Source organism: Azonexus fungiphilus (genome assembly GCF_003634965.1).
Classification (GTDB): Bacteria; Pseudomonadota; Gammaproteobacteria; order Burkholderiales; family Rhodocyclaceae; genus Azonexus; species Azonexus fungiphilus.
Map to the genome: position 1 here is coordinate 178,319 of NZ_RBXP01000011.1, position 17,804 is coordinate 196,122.

The 17,804-nt window shown below is 67.6% G+C and carries 20 protein-coding genes; 5 read left to right on the forward strand and 15 right to left on the reverse strand.

Going from position 1 to position 17,804, the window contains the following annotated elements:
- Positions 1-8 precede the first annotated feature (8 nt).
- Positions 9-536 carry a 2-thiouracil desulfurase family protein gene (locus DFR40_RS03670; protein ID WP_121457123.1) on the forward strand — a complete coding sequence of 176 codons (528 nt, stop codon included), beginning with the start codon at positions 9-11 and terminating at the stop codon, positions 534-536.
- Between the two features lie 10 nt (positions 537-546).
- Positions 547-1,389, forward strand: a complete 843-nt coding sequence (gene serB, locus DFR40_RS03675) for a phosphoserine phosphatase SerB (RefSeq protein ID WP_121457464.1) — start codon at positions 547-549, stop codon at positions 1,387-1,389.
- On the opposite strand, the gene DFR40_RS03680 is transcribed toward serB, so the two are convergent.
- The gene (locus tag DFR40_RS03680; RefSeq protein WP_121457124.1) at positions 1,370-2,644 is read right to left on the reverse strand and encodes a threonine/serine exporter family protein; all 1,275 of its coding nucleotides are present in this window, start codon (positions 2,642-2,644) and stop codon (positions 1,370-1,372) included. The genes serB and DFR40_RS03680 overlap by 20 nt on opposite strands.
- 194 nt (positions 2,645-2,838) lie before the next feature.
- On the opposite strand from DFR40_RS03680, the gene DFR40_RS03685 reads away from it, so the two are divergent.
- Positions 2,839-5,400: a chemotaxis protein CheW gene (locus DFR40_RS03685; protein WP_121457125.1), complete on the forward strand. Its 2,562-nt coding sequence runs from the start codon at positions 2,839-2,841 to the stop codon at positions 5,398-5,400.
- Here the strand turns inward: DFR40_RS03685 and iscX are convergent, their stop codons facing one another.
- The 13 genes from iscX to pdxR are packed head-to-tail and all read right to left on the reverse strand — an operon-like array spanning position 5,401 to position 15,939.
- Positions 5,401-5,595 (reverse strand): Fe-S cluster assembly protein IscX, encoded by a 195-nt coding sequence (gene iscX, locus DFR40_RS03690; RefSeq protein WP_121457126.1) that lies wholly within the window; start codon positions 5,593-5,595, stop codon positions 5,401-5,403.
- On the reverse strand, positions 5,592-5,936 hold the full coding sequence (gene fdx / locus DFR40_RS03695) for an ISC system 2Fe-2S type ferredoxin (RefSeq protein ID WP_121457127.1): 345 nt from the start codon (positions 5,934-5,936) through the stop codon (positions 5,592-5,594). The genes iscX and fdx overlap by 4 nt, the downstream gene beginning before the upstream one ends.
- Entirely contained in the window at positions 5,933-7,813 is a 1,881-nt protein-coding gene (gene hscA, locus DFR40_RS03700) for a Fe-S protein assembly chaperone HscA (protein WP_121457128.1), read from the reverse strand. The genes fdx and hscA overlap by 4 nt, the downstream gene beginning before the upstream one ends.
- Positions 7,814-7,824: 11 nt before the next feature.
- Entirely contained in the window at positions 7,825-8,352 is a 528-nt protein-coding gene (gene hscB, locus DFR40_RS03705) for a Fe-S protein assembly co-chaperone HscB (protein ID WP_121457129.1), read from the reverse strand.
- Positions 8,352-8,675 (reverse strand): iron-sulfur cluster assembly protein IscA, encoded by a 324-nt coding sequence (gene iscA, locus DFR40_RS03710; protein WP_121457130.1) that lies wholly within the window; start codon positions 8,673-8,675, stop codon positions 8,352-8,354. The genes hscB and iscA overlap by 1 nt, the downstream gene beginning before the upstream one ends.
- 2 nt (positions 8,676-8,677) lie before the next feature.
- On the reverse strand, positions 8,678-9,061 hold the full coding sequence (gene iscU, locus DFR40_RS03715; protein WP_121457131.1) for a Fe-S cluster assembly scaffold IscU: 384 nt from the start codon (positions 9,059-9,061) through the stop codon (positions 8,678-8,680).
- Between the two features lie 20 nt (positions 9,062-9,081).
- A complete protein-coding gene (locus tag DFR40_RS03720) occupies positions 9,082-10,293 on the reverse strand; it encodes an IscS subfamily cysteine desulfurase (protein WP_121457465.1) in 1,212 nt (403 codons plus the stop codon).
- Between the two features lie 29 nt (positions 10,294-10,322).
- Positions 10,323-11,480, reverse strand: a complete 1,158-nt coding sequence (locus DFR40_RS03725; protein ID WP_121457132.1) for a cysteine desulfurase family protein — start codon at positions 11,478-11,480, stop codon at positions 10,323-10,325.
- A gap of 11 nt (positions 11,481-11,491) precedes the next feature.
- Positions 11,492-11,995, reverse strand: a complete 504-nt coding sequence (locus DFR40_RS03730; protein ID WP_121457133.1) for an Rrf2 family transcriptional regulator — start codon at positions 11,993-11,995, stop codon at positions 11,492-11,494.
- 57 nt (positions 11,996-12,052) lie between these two features.
- Positions 12,053-12,802: a serine O-acetyltransferase gene (gene cysE / locus DFR40_RS03735; protein ID WP_121457134.1), complete on the reverse strand. Its 750-nt coding sequence runs from the start codon at positions 12,800-12,802 to the stop codon at positions 12,053-12,055.
- A gap of 56 nt (positions 12,803-12,858) precedes the next feature.
- Positions 12,859-13,731: a class A beta-lactamase gene (gene bla / locus DFR40_RS03740; protein WP_121457135.1), complete on the reverse strand. Its 873-nt coding sequence runs from the start codon at positions 13,729-13,731 to the stop codon at positions 12,859-12,861.
- 20 nt (positions 13,732-13,751) lie between these two features.
- On the reverse strand, positions 13,752-14,468 hold the full coding sequence (locus DFR40_RS03745; protein ID WP_147431279.1) for a hypothetical protein: 717 nt from the start codon (positions 14,466-14,468) through the stop codon (positions 13,752-13,754).
- A gap of 46 nt (positions 14,469-14,514) precedes the next feature.
- On the reverse strand, positions 14,515-15,939 hold the full coding sequence (gene pdxR / locus DFR40_RS03750; RefSeq protein WP_121457137.1) for a MocR-like pyridoxine biosynthesis transcription factor PdxR: 1,425 nt from the start codon (positions 15,937-15,939) through the stop codon (positions 14,515-14,517).
- Positions 15,940-16,024: 85 nt separating this feature from the next.
- Here pdxR and DFR40_RS03755 point away from each other — a divergent pair, with 85 nt between their 5' ends.
- Positions 16,025-16,672, forward strand: coding sequence for a pyridoxamine 5'-phosphate oxidase family protein (locus DFR40_RS03755; protein ID WP_170160150.1), 648 nt, complete (start codon positions 16,025-16,027; stop codon positions 16,670-16,672).
- A gap of 50 nt (positions 16,673-16,722) precedes the next feature.
- Here DFR40_RS03755 and DFR40_RS03760 read toward each other — a convergent pair whose 3' ends face one another.
- Positions 16,723-16,884, reverse strand: a complete 162-nt coding sequence (locus DFR40_RS03760; RefSeq protein ID WP_121457139.1) for a DUF3149 domain-containing protein — start codon at positions 16,882-16,884, stop codon at positions 16,723-16,725.
- A gap of 229 nt (positions 16,885-17,113) precedes the next feature.
- Here DFR40_RS03760 and DFR40_RS03765 point away from each other — a divergent pair, with 229 nt between their 5' ends.
- The gene (locus DFR40_RS03765; RefSeq protein WP_121457140.1) at positions 17,114-17,773 is read left to right on the forward strand and encodes a DsbA family oxidoreductase; all 660 of its coding nucleotides are present in this window, start codon (positions 17,114-17,116) and stop codon (positions 17,771-17,773) included.
- Positions 17,774-17,804 lie beyond the last annotated feature (31 nt).

A 17,804-nucleotide genomic window follows, 5' to 3' on the forward strand; every position in this document is an offset into this window, starting at 1 on the left:
GACCGGCGATGCCGGCCCCGGCGACTCCCGCGATCCTGGTCAGCGCCTGCCTGCTCGGCCAGGCGGTGCGCTACGACGCGCAGGCGGTGCCCTGCCCCAGCCGGCAACTGGCCGACTGGCAGCGGGCCGGCCTGCTGCTGCCGTTCTGCCCGGAAACCGCCGGCGGCCTGCCGGTGCCGCGCCCGGCCGCCGAGATTCGCGGTGCCGGCGGCGGCAGCGCCGTACTGGCCGGCGCGGCTGAGGTTGTGGACGGCCACGGCCGCAACCTGAACGCGGCCTTCATCGCCGGCGCCGAAGCCGCCCTGGCCGCGGCCCGGCGCCACGGCATCCGCCTGGCGATCCTCAAGGAGCGCAGCCCGTCCTGCGGTTCGCGGCAGATTTACGACGGCAGCTTCGCCGGCCGGCACATCGCCGGTGCCGGCGTCACCGCCGCCCTGCTCGAGGCTGCCGGCATCCGCGTCTTCAACGAACAGCGGATCGCCGAAGCCGCCGCCTTCTACCATGCCCTGCCGGCCGCGAGTGCCGGTGCCCACTGAAAACCAGACCATGAACCTGATCATCCAGGGCGGCGCGCTGCCCACCTTCCTGCTTGACCGCATTTTGACCGCTACCGGGGCGTCGACCGTGGAACCCCTGCCGCCGCAGGTGGTGCGCCTGCGCAACGCCAGCCGGACACCGGAATTCGCCGCGCTGGCGCCCCTGATCGAGGCCGAGAAGCTCGACTGGGCCTTCGTCGAGCCGGGACGCAAGCTGTCGGATTTCGGCCTGATCTGCTTCGACATGGATTCGACGCTGATCACCATCGAATGCATCGACGAACTCGCCGACTTCGCCGGCAAGAAGCACGAGGTCTCGGAAGTCACCGAGGCGGCGATGCGCGGCGAGATCGACTACCGCGAAAGCCTGCGCCGCCGCCTGGCGCTGATGGCCGGGCTCGACGCCCGCGTGCTGGCGCGCGTCTTCGGCGAACGCCTGCTGCTCTCCGACGGCGCCCGCGAACTGCTCGAAGGCGTGCAGAACGCCGGCTTGCGCACGGCCATCCTGTCCGGCGGCTTCACCTATTTCACCGAGCGGCTGCGCATCGAACTGGGTTTCGACTTCGCCACCTCGAACGAACTGGAAATTGCCGGCGGCAAGCTGACTGGCCGGGTCGTCGGCGACATCGTCGATGCCGCCGCCAAGGCACATCACCTGGCCCGCCTGCGCGACGAGCTGGGCTTGCGCAAGGATCAGGTGATCGCCGTCGGCGACGGCGCCAACGACCTGTTGATGATGGCCGAGTCCGGCCTCTCGGTGGCTTTCCACGCCAAGCCGGCAACCCGCGCCAAGGCCGACGTGGCGATCAATTTCGGCGGCCTCGACGCCCTGCTCAATCTGTTCGAACGCTGACCGGCGCCTGGCGCGGCAACAACGGCGGCAGCAGGTTGTCGGCGAGCAGCAGGCCGACCGCGAGCACGGCGCCGGTGAGCAGCATTTCGGTGATCAGCGCGATGCCTGCGGCGCTGTCCTGCGCCATCAGCGCGTGCAGGCCGCGAAAGCCCATGCTGCCGGGGACCAGCGTGATCAGCCCGGGGATCTGCACGAGTACCGAGGGCCGGCCGCTCAGCGAGTGATAGAGATGGCCGGCGGCGGCGACGGCGAAGGCGCCGCAGAAGGCACCGACGACGTTGCCCATGGCTGCGCCGACCAGCGAATAGACGGCCCAGGCGAGCAGACAGGCGCCGGCCGAGACCAGCGCCGCCGACCACGGCGCCTGCAGCACCGCCAGCAGCGAGATGCCGAGCACGGCGACGGCCGGCCAGATGACCCAGGTCGGCAGTGGCGTCACGACCCCCAGGGGTTCGACCGGATAGAGCGTCTGCGCGATCTGCGTGCCGATCGCCAGCCCGGCGCCCATCAGGAACAGCAGCAGGAAGGCGCCGGTCAGGCGACCGCTGCCGGCCAGGTAGTTCTGCGTCGCCAGTTCCGACATGGCCACGGTCAACATGAAGCCGGGCAGTAAAAAGACGACCCCGGCAACCGCCGAGACGAACGGACTCTGCTGCGGGAAGAACCAGGCCAGCGCCTGCGCCAGCAGCGCCGCCAGCGTGCACAGGATCACCGGCACGGCCGGCCCGAGGCGCGGAATGCGGGCGCAGCCGAGGACGCCGGCGACGAAGGCGGTGCCGACCAGGCCACCGCAGAGCATTTCCATCCAGCCGCCGCGCAGCAGCAGCGCGACCGCCGCCGAGAGCAGGAAGCCCATGGCGATGAAGGCGGCGCCCGACCACGGTGGCGGCAAGGCCAGCGCCGCCGCCAGACGCTGCTCGTAGTCGGCCAGCCGGGCGCTGCCGTCGATCTCGGCGCACAGCGCCTCGAGTTCGATCAGGCGGGCCATGTTGTAGTCGTAGGGCGGCAGGCGCAGCATCTCGACGCGGCGCTTGCCGCTGGCATCGACCAGCGTCAGCGCCAGGAAGGTGAGCACCGCGAACCCTTCGACGCGGACACCGAGGCGGCTGCCGACTTCGTTCAGGCGGCGCTCCAGCTCCTGCGCCGGGGCGCCGCTCAGATGCAGCGCCCGGCCGAGGTCGCGCAGGAACAAACCGAGGCGCGGCAGGGTCTGATCGGCGCTCGACGGGGATTCGGACAGGTTCGGCAGATTCATGGTCCGGCATTGTCCCACGGCGGTGCGTCCGGCGTGTAGCAGTTGCAGCGACTGATGCACCGCGACGGTGCATGCACCGGAAAAATCCCCGTTGCCGTGCCGGAAATCGGCCCCAAACGGCGGTTGACCGTAAGCGACCCTCGGGCATGTCGCTTGCTTCGCGTAACAATGTCAGGAATCCGCAGGAGAGCCGCGTGGCGAAGTACAAGGGAATCGAAGTCAAGGACGGCGTCCGCCAGTTGCTGCCGCACATGCCGCTGATCGAGGAATACCGCGAAATGCTGCAGTCGCTGCAGGCCGTCTGGGACAACCTCAACCTGCTCGGCCAGCTCTCCGGCACCACCGCCGAAATCGGCCAGACGCGCGAGGCCTTCGCCAGCCTCACCGGCGAACTGCTCAACAACCTTGCCGAGCAGACGCTGGCCAAGCGCGAACAGGAAATGAAGGCACGCTCGCAGGTAGTCATCGACATCCTCGTCCGCAACCTGTTCGAGCGTACCGCCGACATCGGCTTTCTCAGCACCGACGAGGCGATCCGCCGCTTCGCCGGCGACCCCGGCGAGCCCTGGACGCTGCAGCAACGCTTCCGCGAATACGTGCGCAAGTACTCGGTGTACGAGGACGTCGTGCTGCTCGATTGCGGCGGCCGCATCCTCGCCCGCCTGGCCCCGGACGGCGCCAACCCGGTGATCCACGACGCCTGGGTACACCAGGCGGTGACGACCACGGCGCCTTACGTCGAGGCCTACGTCCATTCCGGCTTGTTTCCCGAGCGGCCGCGCTCGCTGATCTACGCCTACCGGATCAAGTCCGAACGCGGCGAGACGCTCGCCGTGCTTGCCCTCTGCTTCCGCTTCGCCGACGAGATGCAGCGCATTTTCCGCGGCCTCACCACCGCCGACGATCCGGGCGTGATGGTGCTGCTCGATGCCGGCGGCTGCGTCATCGCCAGCAGCGACCCGTGGCAGGTGCCGATCGGCGCCGAACTCGGCGTCGTGGCCGGCGCACTGCAGCGACTGCGCTTCGCCGGCCGCAGCTACCTCGCCTACGCCAGCGACACCAAGGGCTACCAGGGCTATCGCGGGCCCGGCTGGCGCGGCCTGGTGCTGATGCCGGTGGACCAGGCCTTCGACATCCACGACGACGACCCGCTCGACATCCCGGAACCGGCCCTGCTCGCCTCGGTGATGTCCGGCGGCCGCGCCTTTTCCGCCGAACTGCGGGCGATCCCCGAGCAGGCCGAAGCGATCCAGCGCGACCTCAGCCGCGCCGTGTGGAACGGCACGGTCCGCCAGGGCACGACCTCGCTGGCGGTCAACAGCGCTTTTTCGAAGATTTTGCTGCGCGAAATCAGCCGCGTCGGGATGAGCATGCGCGAGGTCTTCTCGCGCTCGATCGGCAACCTGCAATCGACGGTGCTCTCGTCGCTGCTCGCCGACAGCCGCTTCTTCGCGGCGCTGGCGATCGACATCATGGACCGCAACCTCTACGAGCGGGCCAACGACTGCCGCTGGTGGGCGCTCGACGCGACCATCCGCCAGCTGCTCGCCGAGCCCGCGGCGAAGAACCGTCGCGGCGGGCTGGAACAGGTGATCGGCTACATCAACAGCCTGTACACGGTGTACGACAACATCCTGGTCTTCGACAACGCCGGCGAGGTCCTGGCCGCGAGCAATCCGGCCGCCGCCGGGATGGTCGGGCAGCGCCTCGCCGAACCCTGGGTCGAGGCCTGCCTCGGCCTCGGCGACAGCCAGTCGTACGCGGTCTCCGAATTCGTGCCGAGTGGGCTCTACGGCGAGCGGCCGACCTACGTCTACCTGGCCGCCGTACGCGCGCCGGACGACGCCCGCGTGGTCGGCGGCATCGCCATCGTCTTCGACAGCGCCCCGCAGTTCGCGGCCATGCTCAACGACGCGCTCCCGCACGAGGCCGACGGCAGTCCGGTGCATGGCAGCTTCGCGTTGTTCGTCGATGATCAGGCCCGGGTGATCGCAGCCAGCGACGACCGCTACCGCCCGGGCGCGCAGCTGGCGCTGGCGCCGGAACTGCTGCACCCGGCGGCCGACGGCTGCGCCCGGCTGATCGCCCTCGACGGCCAGGTGATGGCGGTCGGCGCCAGCCCGTCCGGCGGCTACCGCGAATTCAAGGGGAGCGACGACGCCTATCGCAACGCCGTCACCGCGCTGGTTTTCATCCCGCTCGGCGCCTACGACGCCAATGCCCGCCCGGCCGAGCCGGCCGGCGAGGTGGCAATGCGCCGCAGCGGCGGCAGCGGCGAGGTCGCCATCCGCGAAATCGCCACCTTCCACCTCGGCGCCCACTGGCTCGGCCTGCCGGTTGCTGCCGTGATCGAGGCAATCGAACTGCACGGCGCGACCAGCCTGGCCAACGCGCCGCGCCAGGTGTACGGGGCGATGATCTACCGCAACGAGACACTGCCGATCTACAATCTGCACGCGGCGCTCGGCCTGCCCGAGCCGGGCGAAGGCAGCAGCGTGCGTCAGCAGGTGGTGGTGGTGCGCGGCGACGACGGCAAGGCCTTCGGCATCCTGGTCGACCGCCTGGGCGAGATCATGGAAGTCGCCGAGGGCGATATCGACGACCTGTCGAACATCTATGTCGGCATCGCCTCGGTGCTGGCCTCGGTGGTCAAGACGCCGCCCGGCAGCGGCCAGCCGATGCTGGTGCTGCTCTCGGTGGCCAGCATGAGCGAACAGCTGCGCGGCAGCGGCCTGGCTGCGGCGGTCGACGCCTGATCAGGCGACTTCGTCGATCCAGGCCTGCTGGATGGCTTCGAGGATCTTCTCGCCGCAGCGGTTGGGATCGTCGTCGAAGCCGGGCAGCGCCATCACCCAGTTGCGCAGGTCGACGAAATTGACCTTGAGCGGGTCGGTATCCGGCTGGCTGTCGGCAAGTTCGATGGCGATGTCGTTGATGTCGGTCCACTTCATTTGCGGTGCCCCTCCTTCGCCATGTTGATGCTGTATTTCGGAATTTCGACGACCAGCGGGGTCGACCGTACGATTGCCTGGCAACCCAGGCGCGAGTTCGGCTCCAGGCCCCAGGCCTTGTCCAGCAGGTCTTCCTCGGTCTCGCTCGCTTCTTCCAGCGAAGCCGCGCCCTCGCGCACGATGACGTGGCAGGTGGTGCAGGCGCAGGACATCTCGCAGGCGTGATCGAGTTCGATGTCGTTGGCGAGCAGGTTCTCGCAGATCGACTTGCCGGCTTCCGCCTCGATCACGGCGCCCTCCGGACACAACTCGACATGCGGCAATACGATGATCTGGGTCATTGTTCGTCTCCCGTGCCGATTTCCTCGACCTTGCGGCCGGACAGCACTTTCTTGATGCTTTGATCCATGCGGCGATGGGCAAATTCCTGGGTCTCGAAGCCGAGGTCGTCCATCGCGATGTTGATGATGCGGCGGTTGTCGCCGGCCGCCGCTTCCTGCAGCTTGGCGATCGCATTGCGGATCTTGGCGGTTTCCGCTTCGTTGAGCAGATGCGGGTCCTCGGCCAGTGCCGCCTCGGTCGCCTCGATCATGCGCTCGGCCTCGACCTGGGCTTCGCGCAGCGCACGCGCCATCGCGTCGTCCTTGGCGTGGGCCAGCGAATCCTGGAGCATGCCGGCGATCTCGTCGTCGGACAGGCCGTAGGACGGCTTGACGGTGATGCTCGACTCGACGCCGGTGGTCTGCTCGCGGGCGGTGACCGACAACAGGCCGTCGGCGTCCACCTGGAAGGTGACGCGGATGCGCGCCGCGCCAGCGACCATCGGCGGGATGCCGCGTAGCTCGAAGCGGGCCAGCGAACGGCAGTCGGCGATCATCTCGCGTTCGCCCTGGACGACGTGGATGGCCATCGCCGTCTGGCCGTCCTTGAAGGTGGTGAATTCCTGGGCGCGCGCGGTCGGGATCGTCGAATTGCGCGGGATCACCTTCTCGGTCAGCCCGCCCATGGTTTCCAGGCCGAGCGACAGCGGAATGACGTCGAGCAGCAGCCAGTCGTCCTTGCCGGTCTTGTTGCCGGCCAGCAGGTTGGCCTGCGTCGCTGCGCCGAGGGCGACGACCTTGTCCGGATCGAGGTTGGTCAGCGGTTCCTGGCGGAAGAAGTCGCCGACCGCCTTCTGGATCTGCGGCATCCGCGTCGCGCCGCCGACCATGACCACGCCCTTGATCTCGTCGGCACGCAGGCCGGCGTCGCGCAGCGCCTTCTTGACCGGTTGCAGCGTCTTCGAGACCAGGGTCCGGGTGATTTCGGCAAAGGTCGCGACATCGAGCTTGAGATCGACCATCTCGCCGGTGGACAGGCGAGCGGTGATCGGCGCTTCCGGATTCTTGGTCAGGAATTCCTTGGCCTCGCGGCAGCGCATCATCAGCAGGCGGCCGTCCTCGGGCGAGAGCGGCTGCAGCTTGCCCTGCTCGATCACCCAGCAGAAGATGCGGTGGTCGAAATCGTCGCCACCGAGCGCCGAATCGCCGCCGGTGGCCATGACCTCGAAAACGCCCTTGGTCAGCTTGAGGATGGAGATGTCGAAAGTGCCGCCGCCAAGGTCATAGACCGCATAGACCCCCTCGGCGCCGTTGTCGAGCCCATAGGCGATCGCCGCCGCGGTCGGTTCGTTGAGCAGGCGCAGCACGTTCAGCCCGGCCAGTCGGGCGGCGTCCTTGGTGGCCTGGCGCTGGGCGTCGTCGAAATAGGCCGGCACGGTGATCACGGCCCCGACCAGTTCGCCGCCGAGGCCGGCTTCCGCCCTCGCCTTCAGCGTCTTCAGGATTTCCGCCGAGACCTCGACCGGACTCTTGATGCCGGCCTGGGTGCGAAGCTTGACCATGCCCGGCGCATCGACGAAATCGTAGGCCATGCTCTCGAGATGGGCGATGTCCTGCTTGCCCCGGCCCATGAAACGCTTGACCGAGACGATGGTGTTCTTCGGATCGACGGCCTGGTCCTTGCGCGCGTCGTAGCCGACGACCGTGCTGCCGTCGGCGTTGTAATGGACGACCGAGGGCAGCAGCGGCCGCCCCTGTTCATCGTTGAGGCAGACGGCAATCCCGGAACGCACCGTGGCGACCAGCGAGTTGGTCGTGCCGAGGTCGATGCCGACGGCCAGCTTGTGCTCGTGCGGGGCTGCGGATTCGCCGGGTTCGGCGATCTGGAACAAGGCCATTGTTGTTTCTTTCAGTCATCCAGCGACGCCAGCGCGTCGTCGATTTCGTACAGCAGTTTTTCCAGGAACATCAGCCGGCGCACGCGATCGGTGGCCAGCGCGTAATCCTGCGCATCGTCGAGGAGTGCGGCGATCTCGTCGTGACGCCCGGCGATGTCGCTGCGCAGGCGCTGGTAGAGATGCTCCAGTTCGTGGTGATCGCCGCCGGCCCGCGCCTCCATCACCGCTTCGCGCCATTCCATCTGTTCCATCAGGAAATCGGCCGGCATTGCGGTGTTGCTCTCGGCCTGCAGGTCGTGGCCGGCGAGCTCGAGCAGGTATCGGGCCCGCTCGAGCGGCTTCTTCAGCGTCAGATAGGCCTCGTTGGCGCGCGTCGCCCACTGCATCGACAGGCGACGCTCGGCCTCGGTGGCGTTGGCGAAGCGATCCGGATGTACCTGCGCCTGCACGTCGCGGTAACGCGAGTCGAGCTCGGACAGGCTGAGCCGGAAAGTCCGCGGCAAGCCGAACAGCGAGAAGAAATCGGCAGCGAGATCCATCAAACGTTGAAGGACTCGCCGCAGCCGCACTGGTCCTTGACGTTCGGGTTGTTGAACTTGAACCCTTCGTTCAAGCCCTCGCGGGCGTAGTCGAGTTCCATCCCGTCGAGGTAAGGCAGGCTCTTGGCGTCGACGAAGACCTTGACGCCAGCGCTTTCGAAGACCAGATCCTCGGTATTCACCTCATCGACGAATTCCAGCTTGTACGCCATGCCGGAACAGCCGCTGGTGCGCACGCCGAGGCGCAGGCCGATGCCCTTGCCGCGCTTCTGCAGGAAATTGGCGACGTGCTTTGCCGCCTTGTCGCTCAAGGTGATGGCCATGCTTATTCTCCGTGCTTCTTCTTGTAGTCGGCCACGGCCGCCTTGATGGCGTCCTCGGCCAGGATCGAGCAGTGGATTTTAACCGGCGGCAGCGCCAGTTCCTCGGCGATCTCGGTATTTTTGATCTCGAGGGCCTGGTCGACCGTCTTGCCCTTGACCCACTCGGTCACCAGCGACGACGAGGCGATCGCCGAGCCGCAGCCGTAGGTCTTGAACTTGGCATCCTCGATCACGCCGGCCTTGTTGACCTTGATCTGCAGCTTCATCACGTCGCCGCAGGCCGGCGCGCCGACCATGCCGGTACCGACATTGCTGTCGTCCTTGTCGAGCGAACCGACGTTGCGAGGATTCTCATAATGATCAATGACTTTTACGCTATAGCTCATGTTATTTCTCCGTTATATCCTTAGTGGGCCGCCCACTGAACCGTGTTCAGGTCGATACCTTCCTTGTACATGTCCCACAGTGGGGAAAGGTCGCGCAGTTTCTGAATCTTCGCGTGCAACAGCTTGACGGCGTAGTCGATTTCTTCCTCGGTGGTGAAGCGGCCGATGGAGAAGCGGATCGAGCTGTGCGCCAGTTCGTCGTCGCGCCCCAGCGCCCGCAGCACGTAGGACGGCTCCAGGCTGGCCGAGGTACAGGCCGAACCGGACGACACGGCAAGATCCTTGATCGCCATGATCATCGACTCGCCTTCGACGTAGGCGAAGCTGATGTTGAGGTTGTGGGCGACGCGATGCTCGAGGTCACCATTGACGAAAGTCGCTTCAATATCTTGAAGTCCTTTCAGAAGTTTGTCACGCAAGGCCTTGACTCGATTGTTCTCTTCGATCATTTCCTCGCGTGCAATGCGGAAGGCCTCGCCCATGCCGACGATCTGGTGCGTGGCCAGCGTGCCGGAGCGGAAACCGCGCTCGTGACCGCCGCCGTGCATCTGCGCTTCCAGGCGGATGCGCGGCTTGCGACGCACGTAGAGGGCGCCGATGCCCTTCGGGCCGTAGGTCTTGTGCGCCGAGAAGCTCATCAGGTCAACCTTGAGCTTGCTCAGGTCGATATCGACCTTACCGGTTGCCTGCGCCGCATCGACGTGGAAGATGACGCCCTTCTCGCGGCAGATTTCGCCGAGTTCGGCGATCGGCTGGATGACGCCGACTTCGTTATTGACGAACATCACCGAGGCGAGCACGGTATCCGGGCGGATCGCCGCCTTGAACACTTCCAGGTCGAGCAGGCCGTTTTCCTGGACGTCGAGGTAGGTCGCCTCGAAACCCTGGCGCTCCATCTCGCGCACCGTGTCGAGGACCGCCTTGTGTTCGGTCTTGACGGTGATGATGTGCTTGCCCTTGGTGCCGGCGTAGAAATTGGCCGCACCCTTGATCGCTAGGTTGTTCGACTCGGTGGCACCGGAGGTCCAGACGATTTCCTTGGGGTCGGCGCCGACCAGCGCGGCAACCTGCTCGCGCGCTTCCTCGACGGCGGCTTCGGCAACCCAGCCGAAGCTGTGCGAACGCGAGGCCGGATTCCCGAAGTTCTCGAACAGGAAGGGAATCATTTTTTCGGCAACGCGCGGGTCGACCGGCGTCGTCGCCGAATAATCCAGGTAAATGGGCAGTTTCATCGTCATTCTCGCTAGGTCGTCGGGTGGTTTCAGACGGTCATCGCCGTCAGTCCCTGCAGGCGTCCGACCGTAGCCCGCAAGGCGTTGATGAATTGTTCGACTTCGTGTTCGTCGTTGCCTTCGCCGAGGCTGACCCGGACCGCGCCACGCGCGATCTCCGGCGCCACACCCATCGCCCGCAGCACATGCGACGGCTCCGGGTTGGCGCTCGAGCAGGCAGCGCCGCTGGCCACGGCAAAGCCCTCGCGATCGAGCTTGCCGACCAGGGTTTCGCCGTCGATATCGGCAAAGGCAAAATAACTGGTATTCGGCAGGCGCGGCGCGTCGACCGCGAAAATCCGCGCACCGATCACGGTCAACCCGCTTTCCAGGCGATTTTTCAGTTGCCGCATCCGTTGCGCCCTTTCGGCAACGCCGGCCGCCGCAAGTTCCGCGGCAACGCCGAAAGCGACGATCGCCGCGACATTCTCGGTCCCCGAGCGCAGGCCGCGCTCGTGACCGCCGCCGGCGATCTGCGGCTGCAGCTCGACCCGCTTGTCGACCAGCAGCGCCGCAGCGCCCTTGGGACCGCCGATCTTGTGCGCCGACAGCGTCAGCGCATGCACGCCGGCAGCGTTCAGCGCCCGAAAATCGAGCGGCAGCTTGCCGAAGGCCTGCACCGCATCGCTGTGGAACCAGGCGCCGCTGCCGCGTGCCGCCTCGGCCAGCGCGGCGACGTCCTGGACGACGCCGGTTTCATTGTTGGCCAGCATCACCGACAGCAGGCCCGGACGCTGCGCCAGCAGCGCCGCGTAATCGTCGGTTTCGACCCGGCCGGCGGCGTCGACCGTCAGCGTGTGCAGCTGCCAGCCAAGGCGCTGCAGCTGCGCCGCCGGTTTGAGCACGCAGGGGTGCTCGACGGCGCTGACGCCGACCAATCCCGGACGCAGGCTGGCCGCAGCCCCCTTGATGAAGAGATTGTTGGCTTCGCTGCCGCCGCTGGTGAACAGCACCTCGGTCGGATGCGCACCGACCGCTGCGGCCACTCGCTGGCGCGCCTCGTCCACCGCCTGCCGCGCCCGCCGGCCGTACTCGTGGCGGCTCGAGGCATTGCCGCAGAGGCCGTCGAGCCAGGGCAGCATGGCCGCCAGCGCCGCCGGCGCGAGGGGCGTCGTGGCGTTGTGGTCGAGGTAGACGGGCTGGAACATGGGCGCGGGTCTCAGACGGTCGCCGCCACCTTCTCGCGGACCGCGCGACGCGGATGCGGGCCGAGCGGACGCTGGTCGGCAATGACCGCCTCGCCGCGCAGGCCGTTCTTGGCCTTTTCGCGGCCGACCAGATCGGCCAGCGTCACCGAGGCAAGGTATTCGAACATCTTGGCGTTGAGCGTCGACCACAGATCGTGGGTCATGCAGCGGTGTTCGTCCTGACAGTTTTCCTGGCCGCCGCACTGGGTCGCATCGAGATGCTCGTCGACGGCACGGATGATGTCGGCGACGGTGACCCGCTCGAGCGGCCGGGCGATGCGGTAGCCGCCGCCGGGACCGCGCACCGAATCGACCAGCTTGTAGCGGCGCAGCTTGCCGAACAGCTGCTCGAGGTAGGACAGCGAGATGCTCTGCCGCTCGGCAACGCCGGCCAGGGCAACCGGCCCTTCCTCGCCGCGCAGGGCGAGATCCATCATCGCGGTAACGGCAAAACGTCCTTTGGTGGTCAAACGCATTTCGGTCTCCCGATCAATAACCTAGTGTTGCGGTCAACTATATAAAAGCAGACAAAATCAGTCAACTATTTTGCTCAGGTATTTCGGGTCGAAATCGTCGGCTGCCTGCACCGCCTTGTCGCACTTGACGCCTTGCGCCTCGAGCAGGCTCAGCAGCGAAGCCAGGCGCCGGTCGGTTTCGGTGGCGTGATCGAGCAGGCCATGGATGGCCTTGGCCAGCGGATCGTCCTGGTCGCGGGCGACGGCATAGGCGGAAAAGCCCAGCTTTTCGGCCTGCGCCTCGCGCTCACGGGTCTGCGCGTCGATGATCCGGGCCGGATTGCCGACCGCGGTGGCCCCGGCCGGTACCGGCTTGGTCACCACTGCATTCGAACCGACCTTGGCGCCGGCGGCGATGACGATCGGACCGAGCACCTTGGCGCCGGCGCCGACGACCACGCCATCGGCCAGCGTCGGATGGCGCTTGCCCTTGTTCCACGAGGTGCCGCCGAGGGTGACACCATGGTAGAGGGTGACGTCGTCGCCGATCTCGGCGGTCTCGCCGATGACGACGCCCATGCCATGGTCGATGAAGAAGCGGCGGCCGATGCTGGCGCCCGGATGAATCTCGATGCCGGTGAAGAAGCGCGACAGGTGCGCGGTGAACCGCGCCAGCCAGCGCAGGCGGTGGCCCCACAGCCAGTGGGCGATGCGGTGCAGGATCAGCGCGTGGATGCCCGGATAACAGGTCAGCACTTCCCAGAACGAGCGGGCTGCCGGGTCGCGATCGAAGACCGCGCGGATATCCTCACGCAAGTGCCGGAACATGGGCTGCTATCTCCCTATTGAAAGGGGGTGAATTCTAGAATACTCGACTGAATTTGTCAGCTATTTGCCGCGAGATCGGCCAGGATTTTTCCGACGGCGGCCAGACAGGCCTCGCGTGCCGCCGGTTCGGCCGGGCTGCCGCTCAGGTAGGCGGCGACCAGCAGCGGCGGCCGACCGGGTGGCCAGACGATGCCGACATCGTTGGCGTCGCTGCGGCTGCTGCCGGTCTTGTCGCCGATTCGCCAGCCGACCGGCAGGCCGGCCTTGAGCCGGCGCTCGCCGGTGGCGCAGGCGAGCAGCCAGTCCTGCAACTGCCGGCGCGACGCCGGCGAGAGCACGTCGCCAAGCAGCAGCCGCTGCAGCGTCGCGGCCATCGCCCGGGGTGTCGTCGTGTCGAACGCGGGATCGGCAGCAGGCTGGTTCAGCTCGGGTTCGCGCCGGTCGAGCCGGCTGACGTCGTCGCCGCTGCCGCGCAGGAAGGCGGTCAGCGCCGCCGGTCCGCCGAGGCTGTCGAGGATCAGGTTGGCGGCAGCGTTGTCGCTGGTGGCGATGGTCGCCGCGCACAGCTCGCCGACGGTCATGCCCCGACCGTCGGCAAATTTCTCGGTCACCGGCGACCACGGCAGCAGGACCGAACGGTCGAAGACGATGCGCCGATCAAGACGCTCGCGCCCGGCGTCGACACGCTGCAGCACGCAGGCACCGGCAAGCGCCTTGAACGAACTGAGCAGCATGAAGCGCTCGTCGGCACGGTAGCCGACGCTGGCGCCGCTGGCGGTATCGATGATGAAAACACCGAGACGACCGCCGACGGCTGCCTCGAGGGCAGCCAGGCGGGCGCCGAAATCGGCAGTGGCCAGCGCCGCACGTGGCGCGGCGGCAATCAGGGCGCTGGCGGAAAGGGCATGCAGGAAGTGGCGGCGCGACATGCGCGCATTGTGCCAGCCGCTCAGGCGCTCGGCCAGACGACGGCAGCGCCGTCGGCGTTCAGGCTCATGCTGCCGGTGGCGGAAAACTGCAGCGAGATCTGCGCGGCCGGACGGTTTTCAGCGAACAGCCAGGCATACTTGGCAACCACCGCCGCCGCTTCGGCGGACGATCCGGCCGCGGCGTATTCCTCGTGGAACGGCATCGCCTTCTGCAATTCGACATAGTGGGAGGTCAGCGCGGCAGCGCTCTGCATGCTGCGCTCGAGCGCCGGTTCCTTGGCCAGCGCCGCCTTGAACTGTTCGGCGTAAGGATAGTCGGCCGGCAGCTGGATCTGTCCCTGGCGGTCGTAGCTGACGCTCGCCGGCGCCGCCGGAATGCCGTTGGCGGCGAGGAAGGCCGGCATCTTCTGCGAAACGTAGTTGCTCAGCGCCTGGATGTTGGCCGGCGACGGCATCAGCAACGGCGGCAGTTCGGTGAACCCGCCGGCCGGTGGCTGGAAATAGGCTTCGATATCGATGTCGACCGTTCCCTGGTTGGTATCGAAGCTCGCCGTGCGCGTCGCCGCGGCCGTCGTGCCTTCGGCCGCCAGACGGTCGCGGGCCGACTGCGAGATGCTCACCGTGCCGGCAGCATTTGCCGGCGCCGGGGCAGCGCTTGCCGCCGGTGGCGTGCTGCGGAACGACGAAGATACCGGGGAAATGACGCTGGACCACGGATTGACGGCTTGAACGAACATGGCACTTGGCTCTCGGGCAATGAAGTTGCAGCCTGTACTGCAAACCTCATGCCACTTCCGCCCGAGCGGTGGCAACAGCCAGGCGACGAACCAGTTCGGGAATGATCGCGGCGCCGTAGCCGAGCACCAGGCCGTTGTCGCCGCCGTCGCTGCTGTAGCGGCTGAGCGCACTCGCCGCGACGCCCTGCCCGGCTGCCGCGGCGACGATCGCCGTATCCGGCGCCCGCCCCGGCAGATGCAGCACCAGATGCAGGCCGGCGTCGCCGCCGGCGATGCTGGCGCCGGGGAAATGCCGGTTCAGCGCCGCCCGCAAAACCTGCTGGCGCGCCCGGTAGACCGGGGCCATCGCCCGCAGATGGCGGGTCAGCCGGCCGCTGTCGAGAAAGCGCGCCAGCGCCCGCTGTTCGACCGCCTGGCCGCCGCGATGAAGTTCGCCGAGCGCCTGCCCGAAACTGTCGACGGCCCAGCGCGGCAGCACCAGGTAGGCGATGCGCAGGCCGGGATAAAGCAGCTTGCTGAAGGTGCCGAGGTAGACCACCGGCGCTTCCGGACGCAGCCCCTGGATCGCCGGCAGCGGCCGGGCGTGGTTGAACTCGCTGTCGTAGTCGTCCTCGATCAGCCAGTGTTCTCCGGGTACCAGGCGGGCCAGGAAAGCCAGCCGCCGTTCGAGCGCCAGCACGCTGCCGCCCGGATACTGGTGCGACGGCGTCAGGTGCAGCAGGCGCGGCGGCCTTTCCCGCCACAGCGCATCCGGTGCCGCCATGCCCTGCCCGTCCACCGGCACCGACTGCACCGTCAGCCCGGCGGCGAGCAGCGTGTTGCGGGCGACCGGATAGCCCGGCGCCTCGACCCAGGCAATGTCGCCGGGATCGGCCAGCAGGCGGGCGCAGGCGTCGAGCGCCGCCTGGGCACCGGGCAGGATGAAGACCTGCGCCGCCGTGCAGGCGACACCTCGGCGGGCACCGAGGAAATTGGCGACAGCCTGGCGCAGCGCCGGTTCGCCGCCGACCTCGGCATAGGCCAGGTGACGGGCACCGACCGCCCGCCAGGCCTCCTGCAGCAGGCGCGACCAGAGCGACCAGGGAAAGGCGTTGAGGTCGGGAACGCCGGGCGCGAACGGCAGCGTCGGCTCGCCGCGGGCGCTGGCCGACAGCGCCGCAGCGCGTTGCGACAGGACGCCGGCAGCCGGCAGCGACAACGGCAGTGTCGGTGCCGCCGGCAGCCTGGCGACGCGCGTACCGCCACGGTCGGCGACCAGGAACCCTTCGGCGAGCAGTTGCTGATAGGCGTACAGCACGCCGTTGCGCGCCATCGCGAGATCGCCCGCCAGGCGCCGGCTGGCCGGCAGGCGCAGACCGGCGCCGAGGCGGCCGTCGACGATGGCCTGCTTGAGCAGGCGGTACAGCCGCTGCTGGCGTGCTTCGCCAGCAGCGGGTCGGCGCAGTTCGTCGAGAAGGAGGTCGAGTGCCATCTGGCTCCATGAATAACCGGTTTTGTGGCACCATCGATGGTGCCACAGGCCAGCTATGCTGGGCGGACTTTTTCAGGAGAAACCCATGCCAGCCCGCCCGCCCAGCCCGAGAACCCGGATCCGTCGCAAGCCGCAGCGCGGCCATTACGATTTCGCCACCATTGCCGCCATCGTCGATGCGGCGCTGATCTGCCAGATCGCCTTTGCCGAAGGCGGCAGCGTGCATTGCCTGCCGACCGCCTGCTGGCGCGTCGGTCGTCACCTGTACATCCACGGCGCCAGCAATTCGCGGCTGACCGGAACGCTGACCGGCAGCGACTGTTCGGTCTGCATCGCCCACCTCGACGGACTGGTGCTTGCCCGCTCGGCCTTCCACCACTCGATGAATTTCCGCTCGGTGGTCGTCTATGGGCGCTTTGTCACGGTCGACGACCCGGAAGAGAAGAAAACCGTGCTTGCCGCCTTCGTCGACCACGTCAGTCCGGGGCGCTCGGCGCTGGTGCGCCCGGCCAGTCCGGCCGAAGTCGCCGGGACGGCGGTGCTGCGCCTGAGCCTTGACGAAGCAGCGGCGAAGATCCGCAACTGGGGCGTCGAGGACGCCGCCGACGACCTTGGCATCCCGGTCTGGGCCGGCGTCGTGCCCTTGCGCCTGAGCGCCGCCCCGGGACAAGCCGAAGCCGGCAGCGAGGGCTTCGCCGAACCCGCCCTGCCGGCCGGAATACTTGCCGCGTAAACGAAAATCGCCGGCCTCGGCCGGCGATCGATCTGCCTGCGCCAGCGCCCTCAGTGGGCGCCCGGGCGGGCCCCCGGGCCCGGGTTGTGCGCTTCCTTGTCCACCTGCTTGGCTGCGTAGCGGCCGATGTAGATGGCCATCACGATCATGAACAGGATCGTGAACAAGCTGAGCAGGCCGATGTCGGATGTGAGAAGTAGATTCCACGCCATTGCTGTTCTCCCTCGAATTGTTGGAAAGTGCCGGGTCAAGCGCCCATGCCGGCGCAATAAGCATGCCCAGCTGCCCACACCGCCCGGCAAGCCCCGTAGAATGGCGATTCCCCGGCGACCGGCAGGCGCGCCGCCGCCACGCCGGGGGAACGAAACAAGGGGCAACCTGTCAGAACTGGCAGAACCTCTCCGCCACCCCTGTCAAATCCGGCACGCCGCGACCCTTCCGATGACCACCGACACCCCGACCCGCCTGCTGCTTGAAATCGTTTCCGACGTCGTCTGCCCCTGGTGCTTCATCGGCCTGCGCCGCCTCGACCGGGCCCTGGAAACACTGCGCGACCGCCACCCCGGACTGGTCGTCGAGACGCGCTGGCGGCCCTTCTTCCTGAACCCGGACACGCCGCCCGAAGGCGAACCCTACCGCCCCTTCCTCGAGCAGAAATTCGGTGGCAGCACCGCCGTCGAGGCGCTTTTCCAGCGCGTCCGCGAAGCCGGAGCCGCCTGGGGCATCGACTACCGGTTCGAGGCGATCCAGCTGCGCGCCAACACCCTCGCCGCGCACCGGCTGATCCACTGGGCCCAGCAGCGTGGCGATGCACGGGCGCTGGTCGAACGGATCTTCGTCGGGCAGTTCCAGCGCGGCGAGCACGTCGGCGACCCGGCCATACTCGCCGACATTGCCGCCGCATGCGGCTACGACCGGGCCGCGGTTGCCGCCTACCTGGCTTCAGATACCGACGCCGAGCAAGTGCGCAAACTCGAGCGCGAAGCACGCGACTGGGGCGTGCGCGCCGTACCGACCTTCGTCGTTGACCGGCGCATTGTCGTCCCCGGCGCCGAAGACCCGGCGATGCTGGTGACGGCGATCGAACAGGCGCTGGCCTGAGCGCTATCATCGAGCCTTTTCAGCCCGCGGA